Origin of the sequence: Paracoccus sp. AK26 (genome assembly GCF_011801365.1) — a bacterium.
Classification (GTDB): domain Bacteria; phylum Pseudomonadota; class Alphaproteobacteria; order Rhodobacterales; family Rhodobacteraceae; genus Paracoccus; species Paracoccus aerius.
Map to the genome: position 1 here is coordinate 759891 of NZ_CP041041.1, position 17011 is coordinate 776901.

Genomic DNA, 17011 nt, shown 5'->3' on the forward strand with positions numbered 1-17011 from the left:
TCGGGATCAGACGCGCGTGTCGTTCTGCGGGGTCACGTCGCGGGCCTCGGTGCCCGGGACGGGCTGGGCCTGATGAACCGGCTGCACGGGCTGGGCGTGCTGGACAGGCTGGACGGGCGGAACCGGCTGGTCGAGTGCGGCATTGCGCTCGGCCTGGGTTTCCGCGTTGCCATCGTTGATGCCCTTCTTGAAGGCGGTGATTCCCTTGCCGACTTCGCCCATCAGCGAGGAAACCTTGCCACGGCCGAACAGGACCAGGACCACGACGGCAATGACGAGCAGAGCCATGGGGGACGGCATGTGCATTTCAGTTCTCCAGTTCCAGGATCAGGCCAATGACCTGGGTTCAACCAATCTGCCGGAATATAGAGCCTCGCACCCCGCAGCGAAACCCCACTTGCGGCAATTCGCGACGCCGATGCTTGTTCTGAAACAAACTGACGTCATTTTGACATGGTGCCCGACCCGTATCCGGGTTGGCAGGACACGAGGGGCGGGCGATAAGCACCCATGGATCTGTCGCTTTATGTCACCGCCTTCGTCACGCTGTTCGTGGTGATCGACCCCGTGGGTCTGGCGCCGGTCTTCATCGCCCTGACCCCCGGGATGAGCGCGGCGCAGCGTCGGCGCATCGGCTTCCGGTCGCTGGTCATCGCGGGCCTTCTGATGATGATCTTCGGCTTTGCGGGCGAATCGATCCTGACCACCATCGGTATCTCGATTTCCGCCTTCCGCATCGCCGGAGGCTTGCTTCTGTTCCTGACCGCACTTGACATGCTGTTCGAGCGCCGGACCGAGCGGCGCGAGAACCAGGGCGACGGCGACCCGTTTCATCACGACCCTTCGGTCTTTCCGCTGGCCATGCCGCTGCTGGCGGGGCCGGGGGCGCTTGCCACGATGATCCTGCTGATGGGCGAGGCGCCGGGCATCGGCCACATGGTCATGGTGAATCTGGTGATGCTGGCCGTCTTGGCCATCGCCATGGCGTTGTTCGTCATCGCCACGCCCCTGGCCCATGCGCTTGGCCGGACCGGCGTGATGGTCGTCACCCGCCTGCTGGGGATGCTGCTGGCCGCGCTGTCGGTGCAGTTCGTGATCGACGGGCTGAAGGGATCGGGGCTGGTGCCATGACCAACGACGACACGATGCAGCTTGTCTATTACGGCGTCCTGCTGCTGGTGATCGGCGGCGCCATGATCTTCGAGCTGGCGGGCCGTGGCGGGCAGGTTCTGCGCCAGTTGATGCTGTGGGCCGTGATCTTCGCGGGCGCGGCCCTGGCGGCCGACTGGTGGATCGCCGGCAACGCCCCGCGCCAGCAGGTGCTGGATGGCGGCCGGATCGAGATCCCGGTGGCCCGCGACGGCCATTTCCACCTGACCGCGCAGGTGAACGGGCAGGAGGTGCGCTTCATGGTCGATACCGGCGCGTCCTCGATCGCGCTTGGTCCGGCGGATGCGCGCCGCGTGGGGCTGGACCCGGACGATTTGGCCTATATCGGGACGGCCATGACCGCGAACGGGCAGGTGCAGACCGCGCCCGTCACCATAGACGAGATCGCCATCGGCGACATCGTGGACCGCAACGTCCGCGCCTGGGTGATCGGCGGCGACCTGGACGGGTCGCTGCTGGGCATGTCCTATCTGCGCACCTTCGCCCGCGTCAGCTTCGAGGGCGACCTGCTGATCCTGGAGCGCTAGGCCTCAGCCCTCGTGCCGCGACAGGGCTGCCTCTCGCATCTGGGTCAGGGTCTGGCGCGGGGTCAGCGCCTCGGGCGAGATGTCCAGATCCAGAAGCGCGCCGGTCCTGGACTGCATGGCGCGGCCGAAGGCCGCCGCGAAATCGCCGGTCGCGCCCACGCGTTCGGCATGGAAGCCATAGGCGCGGGCCAGCATCACGAAATCCGGGTTCTGCATGGTCGTGCCGGACACGCGGGCGGGATAGTTGCGTTCCTGATGCGCGCGGATCGTGCCGTAGATGCCGTTGTTCAGGACCAGCACGATGGGCTGAGCCCCGGCCTGCGCGGCGGTCGCCAGTTCGGCGCAGGTCATCTGGAAATCGCCGTCGCCCGCGAAGCAGACCACGGTGCGGCGGGGATGGGCGACCTTTGCCGCGATCGCCGCGGGCAGGCCGTATCCCATCGCGCCCGACTGCGGGGCCAGCAGCCGCGCCTTGGGGCCGAAGGCGAAGAACTTGTTGGGCCAGACCGCGAAGTTGCCCGCGCCGTTCGTCAGGATCGCGTCCTCGGGCAGGGTGGCGCGCAGGTGGTCCATCACCGCGACCATGTCCACGGGCGAGGGTTGCGCCGGCGCCTGCATCGAGGCCAGGAACCCCGCCCGCGCCGCCCTGCGCCAGTCGGACCAGGGCCCGGTGACGGGGCGCAATGCATCGGCAAAGGCGTTCGGACCCGACTGGATACCAAGCTGCGGCTGATAGATCTTGCCGATCTCGGCATCCGAGGCATGGACATGGATCAGCACCTGTTCCGGCTGCGGCACCCGCAGCAGCGTATAGGCGTCCGTGGTCATCTCGCCGAAGCGCACGTTCACGGCCAGCAGCAGGTCGCATTCCGCGATCAGGCGGCGCACATGGGTCGGCATCCCCACGCCCGCCTCGCCCGCATAGACCGGCGAGGTGTTGTCGACGCAATCCTGGAAGCGGAAGGCCGCAAGGACGGGGATGTCGGACGCCTCGGCAAAGCGTTGCAGCGCGGCCTTGCCCTGCGCGGTCCAGGTGCAGCCGCCGGTCAGGATCAGCGGGCGCCTGGCCCCGGCCAGCATGGTCAGCGCCTTGTCCAGGGCGGCGGGCAGGGGCGCGGGCTCGGCGATCTCGGCCGGGCCGGTCAGGGGCGGGGTGTCGGTCTGGCTGGTCAGCATGTCCTCGGGCAGGGCGATGACGACGGGGCCGGGGCGGCCGGTCACGGCGGTCTTCCAGGCGCGGGCCAGGATTTCCGGGATGCGGTCGGCACGGTCGATCTGGACGGCCCATTTCGCCATGCTGCCGAAGACGGCGGGATAGTCGATTTCCTGGAAGGCCTCGCGCCCGATCATGTCGGTGCCGACCTGGCCCACCAGCACCAGCATCGGCGCGCTGTCCTGCATGGCGGTGTGAATGCCGATGGCCGCGTTGGTGACCCCTGGGCCACGGGTGACAAGGCAGATGCCGGGCTTGCCTGTCAGCTTGCCCCAGGCCGAGGCCATGAAGGCCGCGCCGCCCTCGTGCCGGCACAGCACGAAATCCAGCCGCCCCTGCGTGTCGTGCAGCGCGTCCAGCACCGCCAGATAGCTTTCGCCCGGAATGCCGAATGCCTTGGTCGCCCCAAGCGCCATCAGGCAATCCACCACCAAAGCCCCGCCCGTCCGTGTCATGTCCTGCCCCCTTGTTGTTGGGGCAGCTTATCGGCGGGTTGCTGCTGCTGCCAGTGTCAGTTCGACGCAAAGGCCGGGGCGGGTGTTGGTCAGGGTCAGATCGCCCCCCGCCGCCTCGGCGATGTCGCTGACGATGGCAAGGCCGATGCCCTGCCCGTCGCCGCTTTCGTCAAGGCGCATTCCCCGCTGCGGCAGGCTTGCCAAGGCCGTGTCGGGCACGCCGGGGCCGTCGTCGCAGATGGCGATCCTTACGCGGCTGCCCTGCCGGGTCACCACCGCCTCGACCACGGCGTCGGCGTGATGCATCGCGTTTTCCAGAAGCGCACCAAGCGCCTCGGTCAGGTCGTCGGGGTCGATGCGCGCGCGCGGGGCGGGATCGTCGACGCGGGTCTGCCAGTCAATCGTCCCGCCCTTCGGCGTGCGCTTCAGCACCTTGACCAGCCGGGCCAGGACGGCTGCGGGATCGGCCTCGGCCGCGTGGCGGTCGGACTGGATGCGCGCGCGGGTCAGTTCGCGGTCCACCAGCCGCCGCATCGAGGTCACGACCGTCTCGATGCTGCCGGCGATTTCCGGCTCTCCCCGGCCGCGCAGGGTGCCGGCGTCGCCCAGAAGCGCCTGAAGCGGCGTCTTGAAGCCATGCGCCAGATCCCCCGCCCGGTGCCGCGCGCGCAGCAGTTCGGCATCGCGGGCGTCCAGAAGCGCGTCCAGTTGCCGCGACAGGGGCAGCATCTCGTCGGGCAGGTCGGTGCCGATCCGCGACCGCTGCCCCTGGGTCAGCGCCTTCACGCGGTCAGCCACCTCGGCCAGGGGCGACAGGCCGATGCGGATCTGCAGCCATGACGCGATGCCCAGCAGCAGGCCCAGGAAGGCCAGGTATGGCATGAGGTCGGCCAGGAAATCCTGCCGCGCCGCCGTCAGCACCGCCCGGTCCGAGGCAACGATGATCCGCAGGGAAAGGGCTTGTGGGCCGCGTCCCACCAGCAGGCTTTGCTCCACTGCCAGCAGGCGTTCCCCCTGCGGTCCGGGCAGGTCCAGCACCTCGGTCCGGCCCGGCGGGGGGGCCGCGCGATCCATGGGCAGGCTGTAATCCCACAGCGACCGCGACCGCTGCACATCGGATCCCAAGGCCACCTGCCAGTAATGGCCCGAGAATGGCTGCTGATACAGCCGGTCCGGCGGCGGCGCGGCCAGCCGCGGCACGCCTTCGGCGTCATGTTCGACGATCCCGGCCAGGGTCTGGGCGCGGGCTTCCAGATCGCCCACGGCCACCCGTTCGACATGGCGTTCGAACAGCAGGGCCAGGCCAAGCGCGGCCCCCCACAGCGTCACCACGATGGCAAAGGCGCCGACGACCAGCAGCCGCAGCCGCAGGGACCGCCGCATCAGCCGGGCGCCCCCAGGTCATAGCCGAAGCCCCGCCGGGTGTGGATCAGCCCCGGCCCGATCTTGCGGCGCAGCCGGGCGATCACCGCCTCGAGCGCATTGGCGTCGCGCGCGTCGTCGTCGCCGTAGAGATGCTCCAGCAGTTCCGAGGGCGGCACGGTCCGGTCGCGGTGCAGCGTCAGATAGGACAGCAGCCGGTATTCCAGCGGCGTCACGGCCAGCGGCACGCCCGCCAGCGACACCGACATGCGGTTGAGGTCCACCGAAAGCGCCCCCACCTGCTGGACGGATGTCGCGCGCCCCCCCGAGCGGCGCACCAGGGCGCGGGCGCGGGCGATCAGCTCCTCCATCCGGAAGGGCTTGGGCAGATAATCGTCGGCGCCCGCGTCGATCCCCTCGACCCGTTCCGTCCAGGCGCCGCGGGCGGTCAGGATCAGGACCGGGCTGTCGCAACCCTCGGCCCGCCAGCGTTTCAGCACCGAAAGCCCGTCCAGGCGCGGCAGGCCCAGGTCCAGCACGATCAGGTCATAGCTTTCGGTTCCGCCGCGGAACCAGGCGGCTTCGCCATCCTCGACATGCTCGACCCGGAAGCCCGCGGATTCAAGCGCGCGGGTCAGGTCGGCGGCGATGCGGCGGTCGTCCTCGACCACAAGGGCGCGCATCAGTCGTCGTCTTCCTCCTCGACCTTCAGGACCTGGCCGGTGGCGGCGTCCATGTCGACTTCGATCAGCCGGCCGTCCGGCGTGATCAGCTCGACCTCATAGACGCGGGTTCCGTCGGAATATTCAAGCTCGACCTCGACCACGGTGCCGGGGTGTTCGCCCTCCAGCAGGCGAAGGATCTGGGCAAGCGGCAGGATCTCGCCCCGCTCGACGGCCCCCTGGGCCAGTTCGAAGTCGGGAAGGGGTTCCTGCTGGCCGCCGACGGCCGAGGGCAGGAGCATCGCAAGGATGATGGCGGGAAGCTGTTTCATGACCCTGTCATAGCGCGACCGTCCTGACAAATGCCTGACAAGCGGCGTCAGGATGCTGTCAGGGCGCATGGGTTAGAACGATTCGCGTAACAGGGCCTTGCCGTAGGGGCGCGGCCTATTAGCGAAAAAGGAAAAGCACATGGCACGGAAGACCGGCACGGACAAAGCAGACAGCATCTTCGGCACCTCGCTGTCCGACTGGCTTGCGGGACTGCGCGGCGACGACCTGATCCGGGGCTATGCCGGCAATGACGACATCTATGGCGGCGACGGCAACGACACGGTCTACGGTGGCCTTGGCCGCGACGACATCGAGGGCGGGCGCGGCAACGACCGCCTGTTCGGCGGCGACGGCAATGACGACCTGGAAGGCAACGACGGCCACGACCGCCTGTCGGGCGAGGCCGGCAACGACGAGCTGGAAGGCGGGCGCGGCTTTGACTGGCTGTCGGGCGGCAGCGGCAACGACGATCTGGAAGGCGATCGCGGCAACGACACGCTGCTTGGGGGCGCTGGCCGCGACACGCTGGAAGGCGGCGCGGGCAACGACATCCTGACCGGCGGCGCGGGCGTGGACTTCTTCGAGTTCGAGCGCGGCGACGGGCGCGACCGCATTACCGACTTCCAGAACGGCGTGGACCGGATCGAACTGGACGACTTTAGCCGCGCCCAGGTCAGCCAGATCATCAACGGCGCCCGCCAGCAGGGATCGGACGTGGTGATCGTGCTGGACGCGAACACCTCGATCACCCTCGAGGACATGCAGCGCGGCCAGTTGGACCTGAGCGACTTCACCTTCTAAGGCCTTCAACGGGCGGGCCGGCAAGCCCGCCCGATTGATTTTCATTCAATGCTAACCATGCCGCATGGTCGCAGCTTGCGGCCCATGCGATCCATCCCTAATTTCCGGCGCTAAACCCGGATATTTTGGTGGACGATGACGACAGACCTGCCCCTTTCCCCCTGGCCAGTCGGCGGCGGCGTCTGCGGAGAGCTTGTTCGGAACCTCGACTGGTCACGCAGCTCGGTGGGGCCGATCGACAGCTGGCCCATGCATCTGCGGATCAAGGTCAGTTCGCTGCTGAACTCTCCCATCCCGCAGGTGCTGATGTGGGGTCCGGATCATGTCATGATCTACAACGACAGCTATGCCGAGATCGCGGGAAACTATCACCCGCGCGCGCTTGGAGGCACCGTTCCCGAGATCTGGCCCGAGATCTGGGACTGGAACCGCCAGATCCTTGAACGGGGCTTCCGCGGCGAGGTGCAGGCCCATCGCGAACATTCGATGGTGCTGCACCGCAAGGGCGTCCCCGAGACCGTGGTCTTCGACCTGTTCTACACGCCCATCTACAACGAGAACGGCAGCCGGGTGGACGGCGTGCTGTGCACCGTTCTTGACATCACCCAGTCCGTCCATGCGCGCGAGGCCCTGGCCGAAAGCCGCGCCGAACTGTACCACCTGTCCGACGCCCTGCCGATCCTGGTGGCGTTTCTGGACAAGACGCTGACCTTCCGTTTCGCCAACCAGTGCTATCTTGAGGTCTTCGGGCTGGAGATCGAACAGGTCATCGGCAAGCAGATTTCCGATATCCTTGGCGCAACCCAGGCCGAACTGACCCAGGAAATGCTGGGCAATGCGCTTGCGGGCGAGACGGTGAACGTGGACGCGATCGTGCGCCTGCCGGGCGATCGCCCCCGCGCCTTCGAAATGCGCTGCCTGCCGCGCAAGACCCGCGACGACCGGATCGACGGCGTCTACATGATCCTGATCGACATCGAGGATCGCAAGCAGACCGAAACCCGGCTGCGCGACAGCAACGACCGCTTCCACGCGGCGGTCGAGGCGATCCACAGCATCCTGTGGACCAACACGGCCGACGGCCGGATGAGCGGCGAGCAGCGGGGCTGGGCATCCCTGACCGGGCAGGCCTTCGAGGAATACCAGGATTACGGCTGGTCGAATGCCGTTCATCCCGACGACCGCGCCAGCAGCATCGAGGCATGGCAGCGCGCGCTGGAAACGACCACGACCTTTGAATGGGAACATCGGGTTCGCTGCATCGATGGCGAATACCGCATCTTCGCGATCCGCGCCGTTCCCACCCTGAACGGCCAGGGCAGGATCAAGGAATGGGTCGGCGTCCATACCGACATCACCGAGCAACGGCTGGGCGAGGCCCAGCTTCAGGCCCAAGCCGAGGATTTGCAGCGCCAGGTCAGCCATCGCGAACGCGCCGAGGAACAGCTTCGCCGTCTCAACGAGACGCTAGAGGCGCGCGTGGCCGAGGAGATCGAGCAGCACCGCAAGACCGAACAGGCCCTGCACCGCGCGCAGAAGATGGAATCCATGGGCCAACTGACCGGCGGCGTGGCGCATGATTTCAACAATCTTCTGCAGGTGATAAACGGCAACCTTCAGATGCTGGCCAAGGATGTCGAGGGCGACCCCCGCGCCAGCCAGCGAGTCGAGAATGCGCTGTCCGCCGTATCCCGCGGGGCAAAGCTGGCCAGCCAGCTTCTGTCCTTCGGCCGTCGCCAGCCGCTTGAACCCCGGGTAATCCAGCCCTGCCGCCTTGTCAGCGAGATGGACGAGTTGCTGCGCCGTTCCCTGGGCGAGGCGATCGAGGTGCAGGTGGTGGTGCCCGACGGCCTGTGGAACATCTGCGTGGACCGCGCCCAGCTTGAAAGCGCGCTGCTGAACCTGGCCATCAACGCCCGCGACGCGATGGACGGCCCAGGCCTTTTGACCATCGAGATGTCCAACACCCGCCTGGACGAGGTTTATGCAGCGGTTGCGGGCGACGTCTCGGCGGGGGACTATGTGATGCTGGCCGTCACCGACACCGGCTGCGGCATGACCCCCGAGGTGCTTGAACGGATTTTTGATCCCTTCTATTCCACCAAGCCCGAAGGCCGCGGCACTGGCCTTGGGATGTCGATGGTCTATGGCTTCGTGAAGCAGTCAGGAGGGCATGTGTCCGTCTATAGCGAACCCGGCGAAGGGACGACCGTGCGGATCTATCTGCCGCGCTCCGAGAACGAGGAAGACACCGATGTCCCGCTGTTCGACGGGCCCGTCGTCGGCGGGTCCGAAACGATCCTGGTGGTCGAGGATGACGAGGCCGTGCGGGGCACCGTCGTGGACCTCCTGACCTCGCTTGGCTACAATGTGTTGACGGCGCGGGATGCCCAGGCGGGGCTGGCGGTCGTGGAAAGCGGGCTGCATATCGACGTGCTGTTCACCGATGTGGTGATGCCCGGCGGGCTGTCCAGCCGCGACATGGCGCGGCGGGCGCAGGAGATCATGCCCGGCCTGGGCGTGCTGTTCACCTCGGGCTATACGGAAAACTCCATCGTGCATGGCGGCAGGCTGGATCCGGGGGTCGAGTTGCTGTCCAAGCCCTATCCGCGCGAAGCCCTGGCGCGCCGGTTGCGCCATGTCATCGCCAATGCCCAGCAGGTCCGCAGCGCCATCACCGAGGATCGGGCGGCCCAGCCCGGGGAACGGCCCGAGCCGGCGGCGGGGCGCCCGGTGTCGATCCTGCTGGTCGAGGACAATGCCCTGATCCGCGCCGACACCGCCTTCATGCTGGAGGACATGGGTCATGCGGTCGCGCAGGCCGGCAAGGCCGCCCCGGCGCTGGGCAAGCTGCAAGAGCAGAGCTTCGACCTGCTGCTGACCGATCTTGGTTTGCCGGACATGAACGGCAATGACCTGGCGCAAAAGGCGGTCGAGATGCAGCCGGGCCTGGCCGTCGTCTATGCCACGGGCGACAGTGACCTGCCTGCCGGCTGCCCCCGCCAGACGGTGCTTCTGTGCAAGCCCTATGGCGAGGATCAGTTGCGCGGCGCGGTGCAGGAGGCCTTGGCGCGGCTTGGCTGAGGCCTCTTGGCGGGTCCTGTCTTGCGTGCTATGCAAATCCCGTTCTCAGGGCGGGGTGAAATTCCCCACCGGCGGTCACAGCCCGCGAGCGCCCTTCGGCAACGAAGGGGTCAGCAGATCCGGTGAAACTCCGGGGCCGACAGTCATAGTCTGGATGAAAGAGAACCGTGGCCGCGTCCTTTCCCGGGGGCGGTCATGGCTCGTGTCCTGGGACCATACGCAAGTCAACGTAAGGTTCCTGAAAGATGACCCACAAGACCCCTCGCATCGCATTCATCAAGGCCCGCTGGCATTCCGATGTCGTGGACCGCGCCCATGACGGTTTCCTGGCCGAACAGCAGCGCCTGATCCCCGGCGCCACCGTCGTGGCCTTTGACGTGCCCGGCGCATTCGAGATGCCGCTGCTGGCCAAGAAGCTGGCCCAGACCGGCAAATACGACGCCGTGGTCGCCGCCGCCCTTGTCGTCGATGGCGGCATCTACCGCCACGATTTCGTCGCGACTGCCGTTGTCACCGGCTTGATGAATGTCGGGCTGGAAACCGGTGTGCCCTGCTTCTCGGTTTCGCTGACGCCGCACAATTACCAGGAAACCGAACTGCTGACGGGCTTTTACCGCGACCACTTCGTCAAGAAGGGCGCCGAGGCCGCGCAGGCCGTCCACCAGATGCTGGAACTGGACGCCCGGATCGCCGCAGAAACCCGCGCCGACGCCGCATAAGGAAAAGGCGCGCGGGTTTGGCCCCGCGTGCCTTTTCTTCATTCCACCGTGACCGATTTCGCCAGGTTGCGGGGCTGGTCCACATCCGTGCCCTTGGCCACCGCGGTGTGATAGGCCAGATACTGCATCGGGATCGCATACAGGATCGGCTGGAACACTCCTCCGCCCGATGGCATCCGCAGGGTCGCCTGCACCCCGTGGCTGGCCGAGGACAGGCCTGCTTCGTCCGACAGAAGCAGGATCGGGCCGTGGCGGGCCATCACCTCCTGCATGTTCGAGACGGTCTTGTCGAACAGCGCGTCATGCGGGGCCAGCACGATCACCGGCACGTCGCGGTCGATCAAGGCGATGGGTCCGTGCTTCAGCTCGCCCGAGGCATAGCCTTCGGCGTGGATATAGCTCAGCTCCTTCAGCTTCAGCGCGCCTTCAAGGGCCACCGGATACAGCGCGCCCCTGCCCAGGAACAGCACGTCGCGCGCCTGGGACAGCCATTCGGACTGGGCGCGGCAATCGTCCGACAGGTTCAACGCCTGCTGCATCAGGCCAGGGATCGACCGCAGGTCGGCCAGATGCGCGGCAAGGGCGGCATCGTCGATGCGTCCCCGGTCATGGGCGGCCTTCAGCGCCAGGATCGCCAGAACCGTCAACTGGCAGGTAAAGGCCTTCGACGACGCCACGCTGACCTCGATCCCTGCCCGCGTGGGCAGGGCGATGTCGGAATCGCGCGCAATGGCCGAGGTGCCGACATTCACCAGGCCCACGGTGCGGGCGACATGGTTGCGGGCGTAATGCAGCGCAGCCAGCGTGTCCGCGGTCTCGCCCGACTGGCTGACGGCGATGAACCAGCTTGTGGGCGACAGCGGCGGCTCGCGATAGCGGAACTCGGACGCCACGTCGATGTCGCAGGGCAGGCCGGCCAGTTGTTCGAACCAGTATTTCGCCACATGGCCCGCCAGATGGGCGGTGCCGCAGCCCACAAGGCTGATCCGGTCGACACCGTTGAAATCCATTCCGTCGGGCAGCACGATCCGGTCGCCCTTCACGTAATGGTTCAGCACGTCGCCCATGACCACCGGCTGTTCGGCGATCTCCTTGGCCATGAAGTGGCGATAGCCGCCCTTGTCGATGGTTGCGGCCCCGGCGTCGATGCGGGCTTCGGTCCGGTGGGTCTGGTTGCCATCGGCATCGAAGACCTGGACGCCCGAGCGCGTCAGGATCGCATGGTCGCCATCGTCCAGATAGGTGATCCGGTCGGTGAAGGGCGCAAGCGCCACGGCGTCCGAACCCAGGAACATCTCGCCGTCGCCATGGCCGATCGCCAGGGGGCTGCCCTTGCGGGCGGCGATCATCAGGTCGGGCTGGCCGTCGAAGATGAAGGCAAGGGCGAAGGCGCCCTTCAGCCGCGCCAGCGTCCGGCGCGCGGCGTCCACGGGCGAGGCGCCCCCGGCCATGTAATGCGCGGCCCACAGCGCGACCGTTTCGGTATCGGTCTGGGACTGCGCGTGAATCCCCAGGGTCTCCAGTTCGTCGCGCAACTCGCGGAAGTTCTCGATGATGCCGTTGTGGACCACGGCCACGGGGCCGGACTGGTGGGGATGGGCGTTCACCTCGGTCGCGGCGCCATGGGTGGCCCAGCGGGTATGGCCGATGCCGATATGGCCGGGCAGGGGCTCGTGGACCAGGCGGTCCGACAGGTTCACCAGCTTGCCCACGGCCCGGCGACGGTCCAGCCGCCCGCTGGAATCCACCGTCGCCACGCCGGCGCTGTCATAGCCGCGATATTCCAGCCGGCGCAGCGCGTCGACCAGTTGCGGGGAAACCTCGTGCGATCCCAGGATGCCAATGATGCCGCACATCAGCGGGCCTCCTTCTTGGCGCGGAGGGCTGCCATCAAGCGGGTTGCAAGGCCCGGCTTCGTGACCTGACGCGCACGGCCCAGGGCCAGGGCACCGTCGGGCACGTCCTCGGTAATGACGGAACCCGATCCGGTCATGGCGTCGTCGCCCACGCGGACGGGGGCGACCAGCATCGTGTCGCTGCCGATGAAGGCGCGGGCGCCGATTTCCGTGCGGTGCTTCATCACGCCGTCATAGTTGCAGGTGATCGTGCCCGCGCCGATATTCGTGCGCTCGCCCACATGGGCGTCGCCCAGATAGGTGAGGTGGCCGACCTTGGCGCCTTCGTCCAGCACCGCGTTCTTGATTTCCACGAAGTTGCCCACGTGCACATCGCCGCCCAGTTCCGCGCCGGGGCGCAGGCGGGCGAAGGGACCGACGGTCGCGCCCGAGGAGACATGGCAGCCCTCCAGATGGCAGAAGGGCAGGATCTCGGCCCCCGATTCGATCGTGACGCCGGGACCGAAGACGACGTTCTGGCCGATCACCGCATCGCGCCCGATCACCGTGTCCAGCGCGAACCAGACCGAGGCCGGGTCGCATAGCGTCACCCCGTCTTCAAGCGCGCGACTGCGGGCGCGGTCCTGGAACGAGGCCTCGGCCGCAGCCAGTTCGATGCGGGTGTTGATGCCCAGGGTTTCGGCTTCGTCGCAGGTCACCACATCGGCGCTGCGGCCTTCCGCGCGGGCCAGGGCCACGAGGTCGGTCAGGTAGTATTCGCCCGAGGCGTTCTGGTTCGTCAGCCGCACGATCAACTGGCGCAGCAGCGACGCGTCAAGCGCCATGACCCCGGAATTGCACAACGCGATCTCGCGCGTGGCGGCGTCGGCATCCTTAAACTCGACGATGCGTTCCAGTCCGCGGCCGGTCACGATCAGGCGGCCATAGCGGCCGGGATCCTCGGCCTCGAAACCCAGCACCACCAGGTCGGACGGATGCGCGGCAAGGGCTGCCAGCGTTTCCTCGCCGATGAAGGGGGTGTCGCCGTAAAGGACGATCACCTTGCCCTCGAACCCCTCAAGCTCGGGCAAGGCCTGACGGACGGCGTGGCCGGTGCCAAGCTGTTCGGACTGCAGAACGATCCGCGCATCAGGGTCGATCTTGCCCACGGCCTTGGTTACCTGGTCGGCACCGTGGCCTGCGACGACGATCACCTGCTCGGGGTCAAGCGTTCGGGCGACCGACAGGGCGTGTCCGACCAGCGGCACGCCCGCCAGCCTGTGCAGCACCTTGGGCAGGTCGGACTGCATCCGGCTTCCCTGTCCGGCCGCCAGAACCACGATCGCTACTGATTTGTCTGCCATGCCTGTCCCAATGCCTGTTCAAATTCTTTGCCGCGCGTTCTAATCGGGCTGCGCCGCCTGGGGAAGCCCCGGGCGTTCACCTTTGGTGACCAATCATTGCGGGGAAGACAGGGAATGGCAGGAACGGTGGTTTTCGATCTGGATGGCACGCTGGCCGATACCTCGGCCGACCTGATCGCCGCGGCCAATGCCTGCTTTGCCGCGCGGGGCATCGATGTCGCCCTGGACCCCGTCGCCGATGCGCTGACCGCCTTTCACGGCGGGCGGGCCATGCTGCGCGCGGGCTATGGCCGCATGGGGTCAGAGATGCTTTTGCCGCCCGGCGCCGAGGATGAAGATTTTCCCCGTCTTCTCAGCCATTACGGCGAAAACATCGCGGTCCACACGAAGCTTTACCCTGGGGTCGAGGAAACGCTGGATCGCCTGCAGGCAGACGGTCACATCCTTGCCGTCTGCACCAACAAGCCCGGGGCCCTGGCGGAAGCGCTGCTGGATGCACTGGGCGTCCGGGGCCGCTTTGCCTCGATGATTGCCGCCGACACGTTGCCGGTCAGGAAGCCCGACCCGCGTCCCTACCATGCCGCGGTCGAGCGGGCAGGGGGAAGGGTCGCAGCCTCGTTCCTGGTGGGCGACACGGAAACTGACCGCAAGACGGCGACGGCCGCGGGCGTCAAAGTGGCGCTTGTGTCCTTCGGACCCGAGGGCGAGGGGATCAGCCGCCTGGCCCCCGATGCCCTGATCGCCCATTTCGAGGAACTGCCTGAACTTGCCCGCCTTTGGCTGGGCTGAAGAAAATCGCGCGGTCCGGCATAACTGACCATTTGGACATATTCCCAATCTCGCACCGACCGAATATGAACGACTTGTTTACAAGTGTTCGATGTTTGTCAGTGTCATTTACGGGTCCGCGAACTGCGGTCTGCATCCTGGCCTGCCGACATGCAAGACCAGGGTTTTTCAATGCAGCCGGTTTGCGCGGCCGATGACCAATGCCTTTATTTCTTCCCGAACATGGGTTTTCGCCCCGCTGTTCATGTTGTGCAGCGCGACCAGTACGGGGATCACCTGACGCTGGTCGTGGGCGACGACAGTCCCCTGGAAGGCAAGGTGCCGCCTGGATACAACAACTTCCTGCCGGCCCTTGATGTTTATGCGCCGGTCGGCGGCACGCCCGCGGCTGTTCTGGCGGCATCGACGCCCGGCACCCCTGGCGGGGGCTGGGCCATGCCCTTCGTGCCGATCTTCGGAGGCGGCGGCGGATCCGGAGGCGGCAGGCCGCCGATCGAGGATACATCGTCGGTTCCGCCAGAAGGCGGCACGCCCGTCACGCCTGGCAAGCCGCCAGTGACCCCGCCGACCACCACCGAGCCCGGCAAGCCCCAGCCGCCCAAGGAACCCTGGCCCCCGACCACCGAACAACCGGTCGATCCGCATCTGCCCCCGCTGCAGCCTGTTCCGCTGCCGGATGCAGCGCCCCTGCTGATCGCGTCGCTGCTGGCCTTTGCGGTGTTGCGCCGGATCGCCCGCTAGGGCTGCCGCCCCGTTTCCGGGACGGCGCCGGATTATTCGGCCTCGTCTGCCGGCTTGGCGTTCAACTGGCCATAGTTCTGGGCGCCGATCGTGTCGAACAGTTGCAACTGTGTTTCGAGGAAGTCGATATGGCCTTCCTCGTCCTCGATCAGGTCGTCGAACAGCGACTTGGAAACCTGGTCGTTGATGCTGGAGCAATACTCGCGGGCTTCCAGATACAGCGTGCGGGCATCATGTTCCGCCGCCAAGTCCGATTCCAGCGTTTCGCGCAGGTTCTGTCCGATCCGCAGCGGGTCCAGCTTCTGCAGGTTCGGATGGCCTTCCAGGAAGATGATTCGCTGGATCAGGCGATCGGCGTGATTCATCTCCTCGATGGATTCAGCGCGCGACTTGTCGGCGATGCGGCCGAAGCCCCAGTCCTCCTGCAGGCGGTAATGCAGCCAGTACTGGCTGACCGCGGTCAGTTCAGACCGCAGCGCCGCGTTGAGATACTCGATGACCTTTGCGTCGCCCTTCATGATGGCTTTCCTTTGCGATCTCTGATTTTGCCCGCAAAATCGGCGGGGCTACGCCCAGATTATCGCAGTGACGCATGGTGTCCAGAAAGAGCGGCATGCACCCGCCGCAGTCGGCCCGCTTGCCCAGGGCGTGATAGATCTTGCCGGGCGTGATGATGGTCTGGGGGTCGGCGCTCCGCATCCAGTCGATGGCTGCCTTGATCTCATGATCCGAGATTTGCGTGCAGTGGCAGACGATCATCGCATGGCTCCTGTTTGGCCGAAACTTAGCGTTTCAGTCGGAAAAGTAAAGGTGACAAGTTTGCTAGGTCAGCCTTCGTCTTGACGGTCGGGCCACGGCGGGCGCAAAAGCGCGGCCATGAAACTGTCAGATTTCGATTTCGACCTGCCCCCGTCGCTGATCGCCACGCGCCCGGCCCGCCCGCGCAGTTCGGCCCGGCTGCTGCTGGCCCAAGGCGGCGCAATCCAGGACCGGCGGGTCAGTGATCTGCCGGACATCCTGCGCGCGGGCGACGTGCTGGTGCTGAACGACACCAAGGTGATCCCCGCCCGGCTGAACGGCACCCGCAGCCGCGCCACCCCTCAGGGCGAGGCCGTGGCGCGGATCGAGGTGACGCTGCTGGAACCCGTGGCCGACGGCTGGCGCGCGCTTGCAAAACCCCTTCGCAAGCTGCGCGAGGGCGAGGTGATCCGTTTCGGCAAGGCGCTGTCGGCCGAGGTGGCCGATATCGCCGGGGGCGAATTGCGCCTGCGCTTTGACGCGGAAGGCGACGCCTTCGATGCGGCGTTGCAGCAGGTAGGTGCGATGCCGCTGCCGCCCTATATCGCCGCCCTGCGCGCGCCGGACGACCAGGACCGGCAGGATTACCAGACGGTCTGGGCGGCCCGGCAGGGCGCGGTCGCGGCACCGACCGCCAGCCTGCATTTCGACGATGCCCTGCTGGACAGCCTGTCCGCGAAGGGCGTGGAGTTCGTCCATGTCACGCTGCATGTCGGCGCGGGCACTTTCCTGCCCGTGAAGGTCGAGGATGTGACCACCCACCGGATGCACGCCGAATGGGGGGCTGTCAGCACCGAGGCCGCAGCCGCAATCAACCGCGCCAAGGCCGAGGGCCGCCGTGTCATTCCGGTCGGCACCACCGCGCTGCGCCTGATCGAATCGGCGGCCACCGATGACGGACGCGTTGCGCCTTTCGAGGGAACGACCGACATCTTCATCTATCCCGGCTATCACTTCCGGGTGACCGATGGGCTGATGACCAACTTCCACCTGCCGAAATCGACGCTGCTGATGCTGGTCTCGGCGCTGATGGGGCCGGAAAAGATCAGGGAAATCTATGCCCATGCGGTCGGGACGGGCTACCGTTTCTTCAGCTATGGCGATTCGTCGCTGCTGATCCCATAGGGTCGCTTTCCGGGTGGCCCCCCTGCGCGGGAT

General features: G+C 66.8%; 17 protein-coding genes and 1 riboswitch. Of the genes, 8 read left to right on the top strand and 9 right to left on the bottom strand.

Translation table 11 applies throughout. The annotated features are described in order from the left end of the window. Positions 1 to 6 precede the first annotated feature (6 nt). The gene (gene tatA, locus FIU66_RS18100) at positions 7 to 306 is read right to left on the bottom strand and encodes a twin-arginine translocase TatA/TatE family subunit (RefSeq protein ID WP_167621452.1); all 300 of its coding nucleotides are present in this window, start codon (positions 304 to 306) and stop codon (positions 7 to 9) included. A gap of 204 nt (positions 307 to 510) precedes the next feature. Between tatA and FIU66_RS03700 the strand changes: the two genes are divergently transcribed. Continuing rightward, complete coding sequence (locus tag FIU66_RS03700; protein WP_167621453.1) at positions 511 to 1131, top strand: MarC family protein; 621 nt, start codon at positions 511 to 513, stop codon at positions 1129 to 1131. Further along, positions 1128 to 1697, top strand: coding sequence for a TIGR02281 family clan AA aspartic protease (locus FIU66_RS03705; protein WP_167621454.1), 570 nt, complete (start codon positions 1128 to 1130; stop codon positions 1695 to 1697). The genes FIU66_RS03700 and FIU66_RS03705 overlap by 4 nt, the downstream gene beginning before the upstream one ends. A 3-nt stretch (positions 1698 to 1700) precedes the next feature. Here the strand turns inward: FIU66_RS03705 and FIU66_RS03710 are convergent, their stop codons facing one another. The 4 genes from FIU66_RS03710 to FIU66_RS03725 are packed head-to-tail and all read right to left on the bottom strand — an operon-like array spanning position 1701 to position 5721. Next, the gene (locus FIU66_RS03710; RefSeq protein ID WP_167621455.1) at positions 1701 to 3365 is read right to left on the bottom strand and encodes a thiamine pyrophosphate-dependent enzyme; all 1665 of its coding nucleotides are present in this window, start codon (positions 3363 to 3365) and stop codon (positions 1701 to 1703) included. Between the two features lie 27 nt (positions 3366 to 3392). Continuing rightward, on the bottom strand, positions 3393 to 4748 hold the full coding sequence (locus FIU66_RS03715) for a HAMP domain-containing sensor histidine kinase (protein WP_201281080.1): 1356 nt from the start codon (positions 4746 to 4748) through the stop codon (positions 3393 to 3395). Beyond that, positions 4748 to 5410, bottom strand: a complete 663-nt coding sequence (locus FIU66_RS03720) for a response regulator transcription factor (protein ID WP_167621456.1) — start codon at positions 5408 to 5410, stop codon at positions 4748 to 4750. The genes FIU66_RS03715 and FIU66_RS03720 overlap by 1 nt, the downstream gene beginning before the upstream one ends. After that, positions 5410 to 5721, bottom strand: a complete 312-nt coding sequence (locus tag FIU66_RS03725) for a PepSY domain-containing protein (RefSeq protein ID WP_167621457.1) — start codon at positions 5719 to 5721, stop codon at positions 5410 to 5412. Before FIU66_RS03725 ends, FIU66_RS03720 begins: the two co-directional genes overlap by 1 nt. 139 nt (positions 5722 to 5860) lie before the next feature. Here FIU66_RS03725 and FIU66_RS03730 point away from each other — a divergent pair, with 139 nt between their 5' ends. The 3 genes from FIU66_RS03730 (at position 5861) to FIU66_RS03740 (ending at position 10326) form a co-directional block, all read left to right on the top strand. Then, entirely contained in the window at positions 5861 to 6523 is a 663-nt protein-coding gene (locus FIU66_RS03730; protein WP_167621458.1) for a calcium-binding protein, read from the top strand. Between the two features lie 135 nt (positions 6524 to 6658). After that, positions 6659 to 9607: a PAS domain-containing protein gene (locus tag FIU66_RS03735; protein WP_167621459.1), complete on the top strand. Its 2949-nt coding sequence runs from the start codon at positions 6659 to 6661 to the stop codon at positions 9605 to 9607. 37 nt (positions 9608 to 9644) lie between these two features. Further along, positions 9645 to 9777: riboswitch (FMN riboswitch) on the top strand. Positions 9778 to 9852: 75 nt separating this feature from the next. Further along, positions 9853 to 10326: a 6,7-dimethyl-8-ribityllumazine synthase gene (locus tag FIU66_RS03740; protein ID WP_167621460.1), complete on the top strand. Its 474-nt coding sequence runs from the start codon at positions 9853 to 9855 to the stop codon at positions 10324 to 10326. A 38-nt stretch (positions 10327 to 10364) separates the two neighbouring features. Here FIU66_RS03740 and glmS read toward each other — a convergent pair whose 3' ends face one another. Together glmS and glmU are read right to left on the bottom strand one after the other, a co-directional pair. Next, positions 10365 to 12182 (bottom strand): glutamine--fructose-6-phosphate transaminase (isomerizing), encoded by a 1818-nt coding sequence (gene glmS / locus FIU66_RS03745; RefSeq protein WP_167621461.1) that lies wholly within the window; start codon positions 12180 to 12182, stop codon positions 10365 to 10367. Further along, positions 12182 to 13525 carry a bifunctional UDP-N-acetylglucosamine diphosphorylase/glucosamine-1-phosphate N-acetyltransferase GlmU gene (gene glmU / locus FIU66_RS03750; RefSeq protein WP_167621462.1) on the bottom strand — a complete coding sequence of 448 codons (1344 nt, stop codon included), beginning with the start codon at positions 13523 to 13525 and terminating at the stop codon, positions 12182 to 12184. Before glmU ends, glmS begins: the two co-directional genes overlap by 1 nt. A gap of 114 nt (positions 13526 to 13639) precedes the next feature. Between glmU and FIU66_RS03755 the strand changes: the two genes are divergently transcribed. Next, positions 13640 to 14314: an HAD-IA family hydrolase gene (locus tag FIU66_RS03755; RefSeq protein WP_167621463.1), complete on the top strand. Its 675-nt coding sequence runs from the start codon at positions 13640 to 13642 to the stop codon at positions 14312 to 14314. A 171-nt stretch (positions 14315 to 14485) separates the two neighbouring features. Continuing rightward, on the top strand, positions 14486 to 15055 hold the full coding sequence (locus FIU66_RS03760; protein WP_191311908.1) for a hypothetical protein: 570 nt from the start codon (positions 14486 to 14488) through the stop codon (positions 15053 to 15055). A gap of 32 nt (positions 15056 to 15087) precedes the next feature. Here the strand turns inward: FIU66_RS03760 and bfr are convergent, their stop codons facing one another. Next, complete coding sequence (gene bfr, locus FIU66_RS03765) at positions 15088 to 15573, bottom strand: bacterioferritin (protein ID WP_167621465.1); 486 nt, start codon at positions 15571 to 15573, stop codon at positions 15088 to 15090. Next, positions 15521 to 15814 carry a bacterioferritin-associated ferredoxin gene (locus FIU66_RS03770; RefSeq protein ID WP_167621466.1) on the bottom strand — a complete coding sequence of 98 codons (294 nt, stop codon included), beginning with the start codon at positions 15812 to 15814 and terminating at the stop codon, positions 15521 to 15523. Before FIU66_RS03770 ends, bfr begins: the two co-directional genes overlap by 53 nt. A 117-nt stretch (positions 15815 to 15931) precedes the next feature. Between FIU66_RS03770 and queA the strand changes: the two genes are divergently transcribed. Continuing rightward, positions 15932 to 16978: a tRNA preQ1(34) S-adenosylmethionine ribosyltransferase-isomerase QueA gene (gene queA / locus FIU66_RS03775; RefSeq protein WP_167621467.1), complete on the top strand. Its 1047-nt coding sequence runs from the start codon at positions 15932 to 15934 to the stop codon at positions 16976 to 16978. Positions 16979 to 17011 lie beyond the last annotated feature (33 nt).

Excerpts from the sequence above, each read along its gene's own strand:
- bfr (WP_167621465.1), bottom strand. The coding sequence starts at position 15,573 with ATGAAGGGCGACGCAAAGGTCATCGAGTATCTCAACGCGGCGCTGCGG.
- FIU66_RS03725 (WP_167621457.1), bottom strand. The coding sequence starts at position 5,721 with ATGAAACAGCTTCCCGCCATCATCCTTGCGATGCTCCTGCCCTCGGCC.
- glmU (WP_167621462.1), bottom strand. The coding sequence starts at position 13,525 with ATGGCAGACAAATCAGTAGCGATCGTGGTTCTGGCGGCCGGACAGGGA.
- FIU66_RS03720 (WP_167621456.1), bottom strand. The coding sequence starts at position 5,410 with ATGCGCGCCCTTGTGGTCGAGGACGACCGCCGCATCGCCGCCGACCTG.
- FIU66_RS03755 (WP_167621463.1), top strand. The coding sequence starts at position 13,640 with ATGGCAGGAACGGTGGTTTTCGATCTGGATGGCACGCTGGCCGATACC.
- FIU66_RS03730 (WP_167621458.1), top strand. The coding sequence starts at position 5,861 with ATGGCACGGAAGACCGGCACGGACAAAGCAGACAGCATCTTCGGCACC.
- FIU66_RS03740 (WP_167621460.1), top strand. The coding sequence starts at position 9,853 with ATGACCCACAAGACCCCTCGCATCGCATTCATCAAGGCCCGCTGGCAT.
- queA (WP_167621467.1), top strand. The coding sequence starts at position 15,932 with ATGAAACTGTCAGATTTCGATTTCGACCTGCCCCCGTCGCTGATCGCC.
- FIU66_RS03705 (WP_167621454.1), top strand. The coding sequence starts at position 1,128 with ATGACCAACGACGACACGATGCAGCTTGTCTATTACGGCGTCCTGCTG.
- FIU66_RS03770 (WP_167621466.1), bottom strand. The coding sequence starts at position 15,814 with ATGATCGTCTGCCACTGCACGCAAATCTCGGATCATGAGATCAAGGCA.
- FIU66_RS03735 (WP_167621459.1), top strand. The coding sequence starts at position 6,659 with ATGACGACAGACCTGCCCCTTTCCCCCTGGCCAGTCGGCGGCGGCGTC.
- FIU66_RS03715 (WP_201281080.1), bottom strand. The coding sequence starts at position 4,748 with ATGCGGCGGTCCCTGCGGCTGCGGCTGCTGGTCGTCGGCGCCTTTGCC.
- glmS (WP_167621461.1), bottom strand. The coding sequence starts at position 12,182 with ATGTGCGGCATCATTGGCATCCTGGGATCGCACGAGGTTTCCCCGCAA.
- FIU66_RS03760 (WP_191311908.1), top strand. The coding sequence starts at position 14,486 with ATGCAGCCGGTTTGCGCGGCCGATGACCAATGCCTTTATTTCTTCCCG.
- FIU66_RS03700 (WP_167621453.1), top strand. The coding sequence starts at position 511 with ATGGATCTGTCGCTTTATGTCACCGCCTTCGTCACGCTGTTCGTGGTG.
- tatA (WP_167621452.1), bottom strand. The coding sequence starts at position 306 with ATGCACATGCCGTCCCCCATGGCTCTGCTCGTCATTGCCGTCGTGGTC.
- FIU66_RS03710 (WP_167621455.1), bottom strand. The coding sequence starts at position 3,365 with ATGACACGGACGGGCGGGGCTTTGGTGGTGGATTGCCTGATGGCGCTT.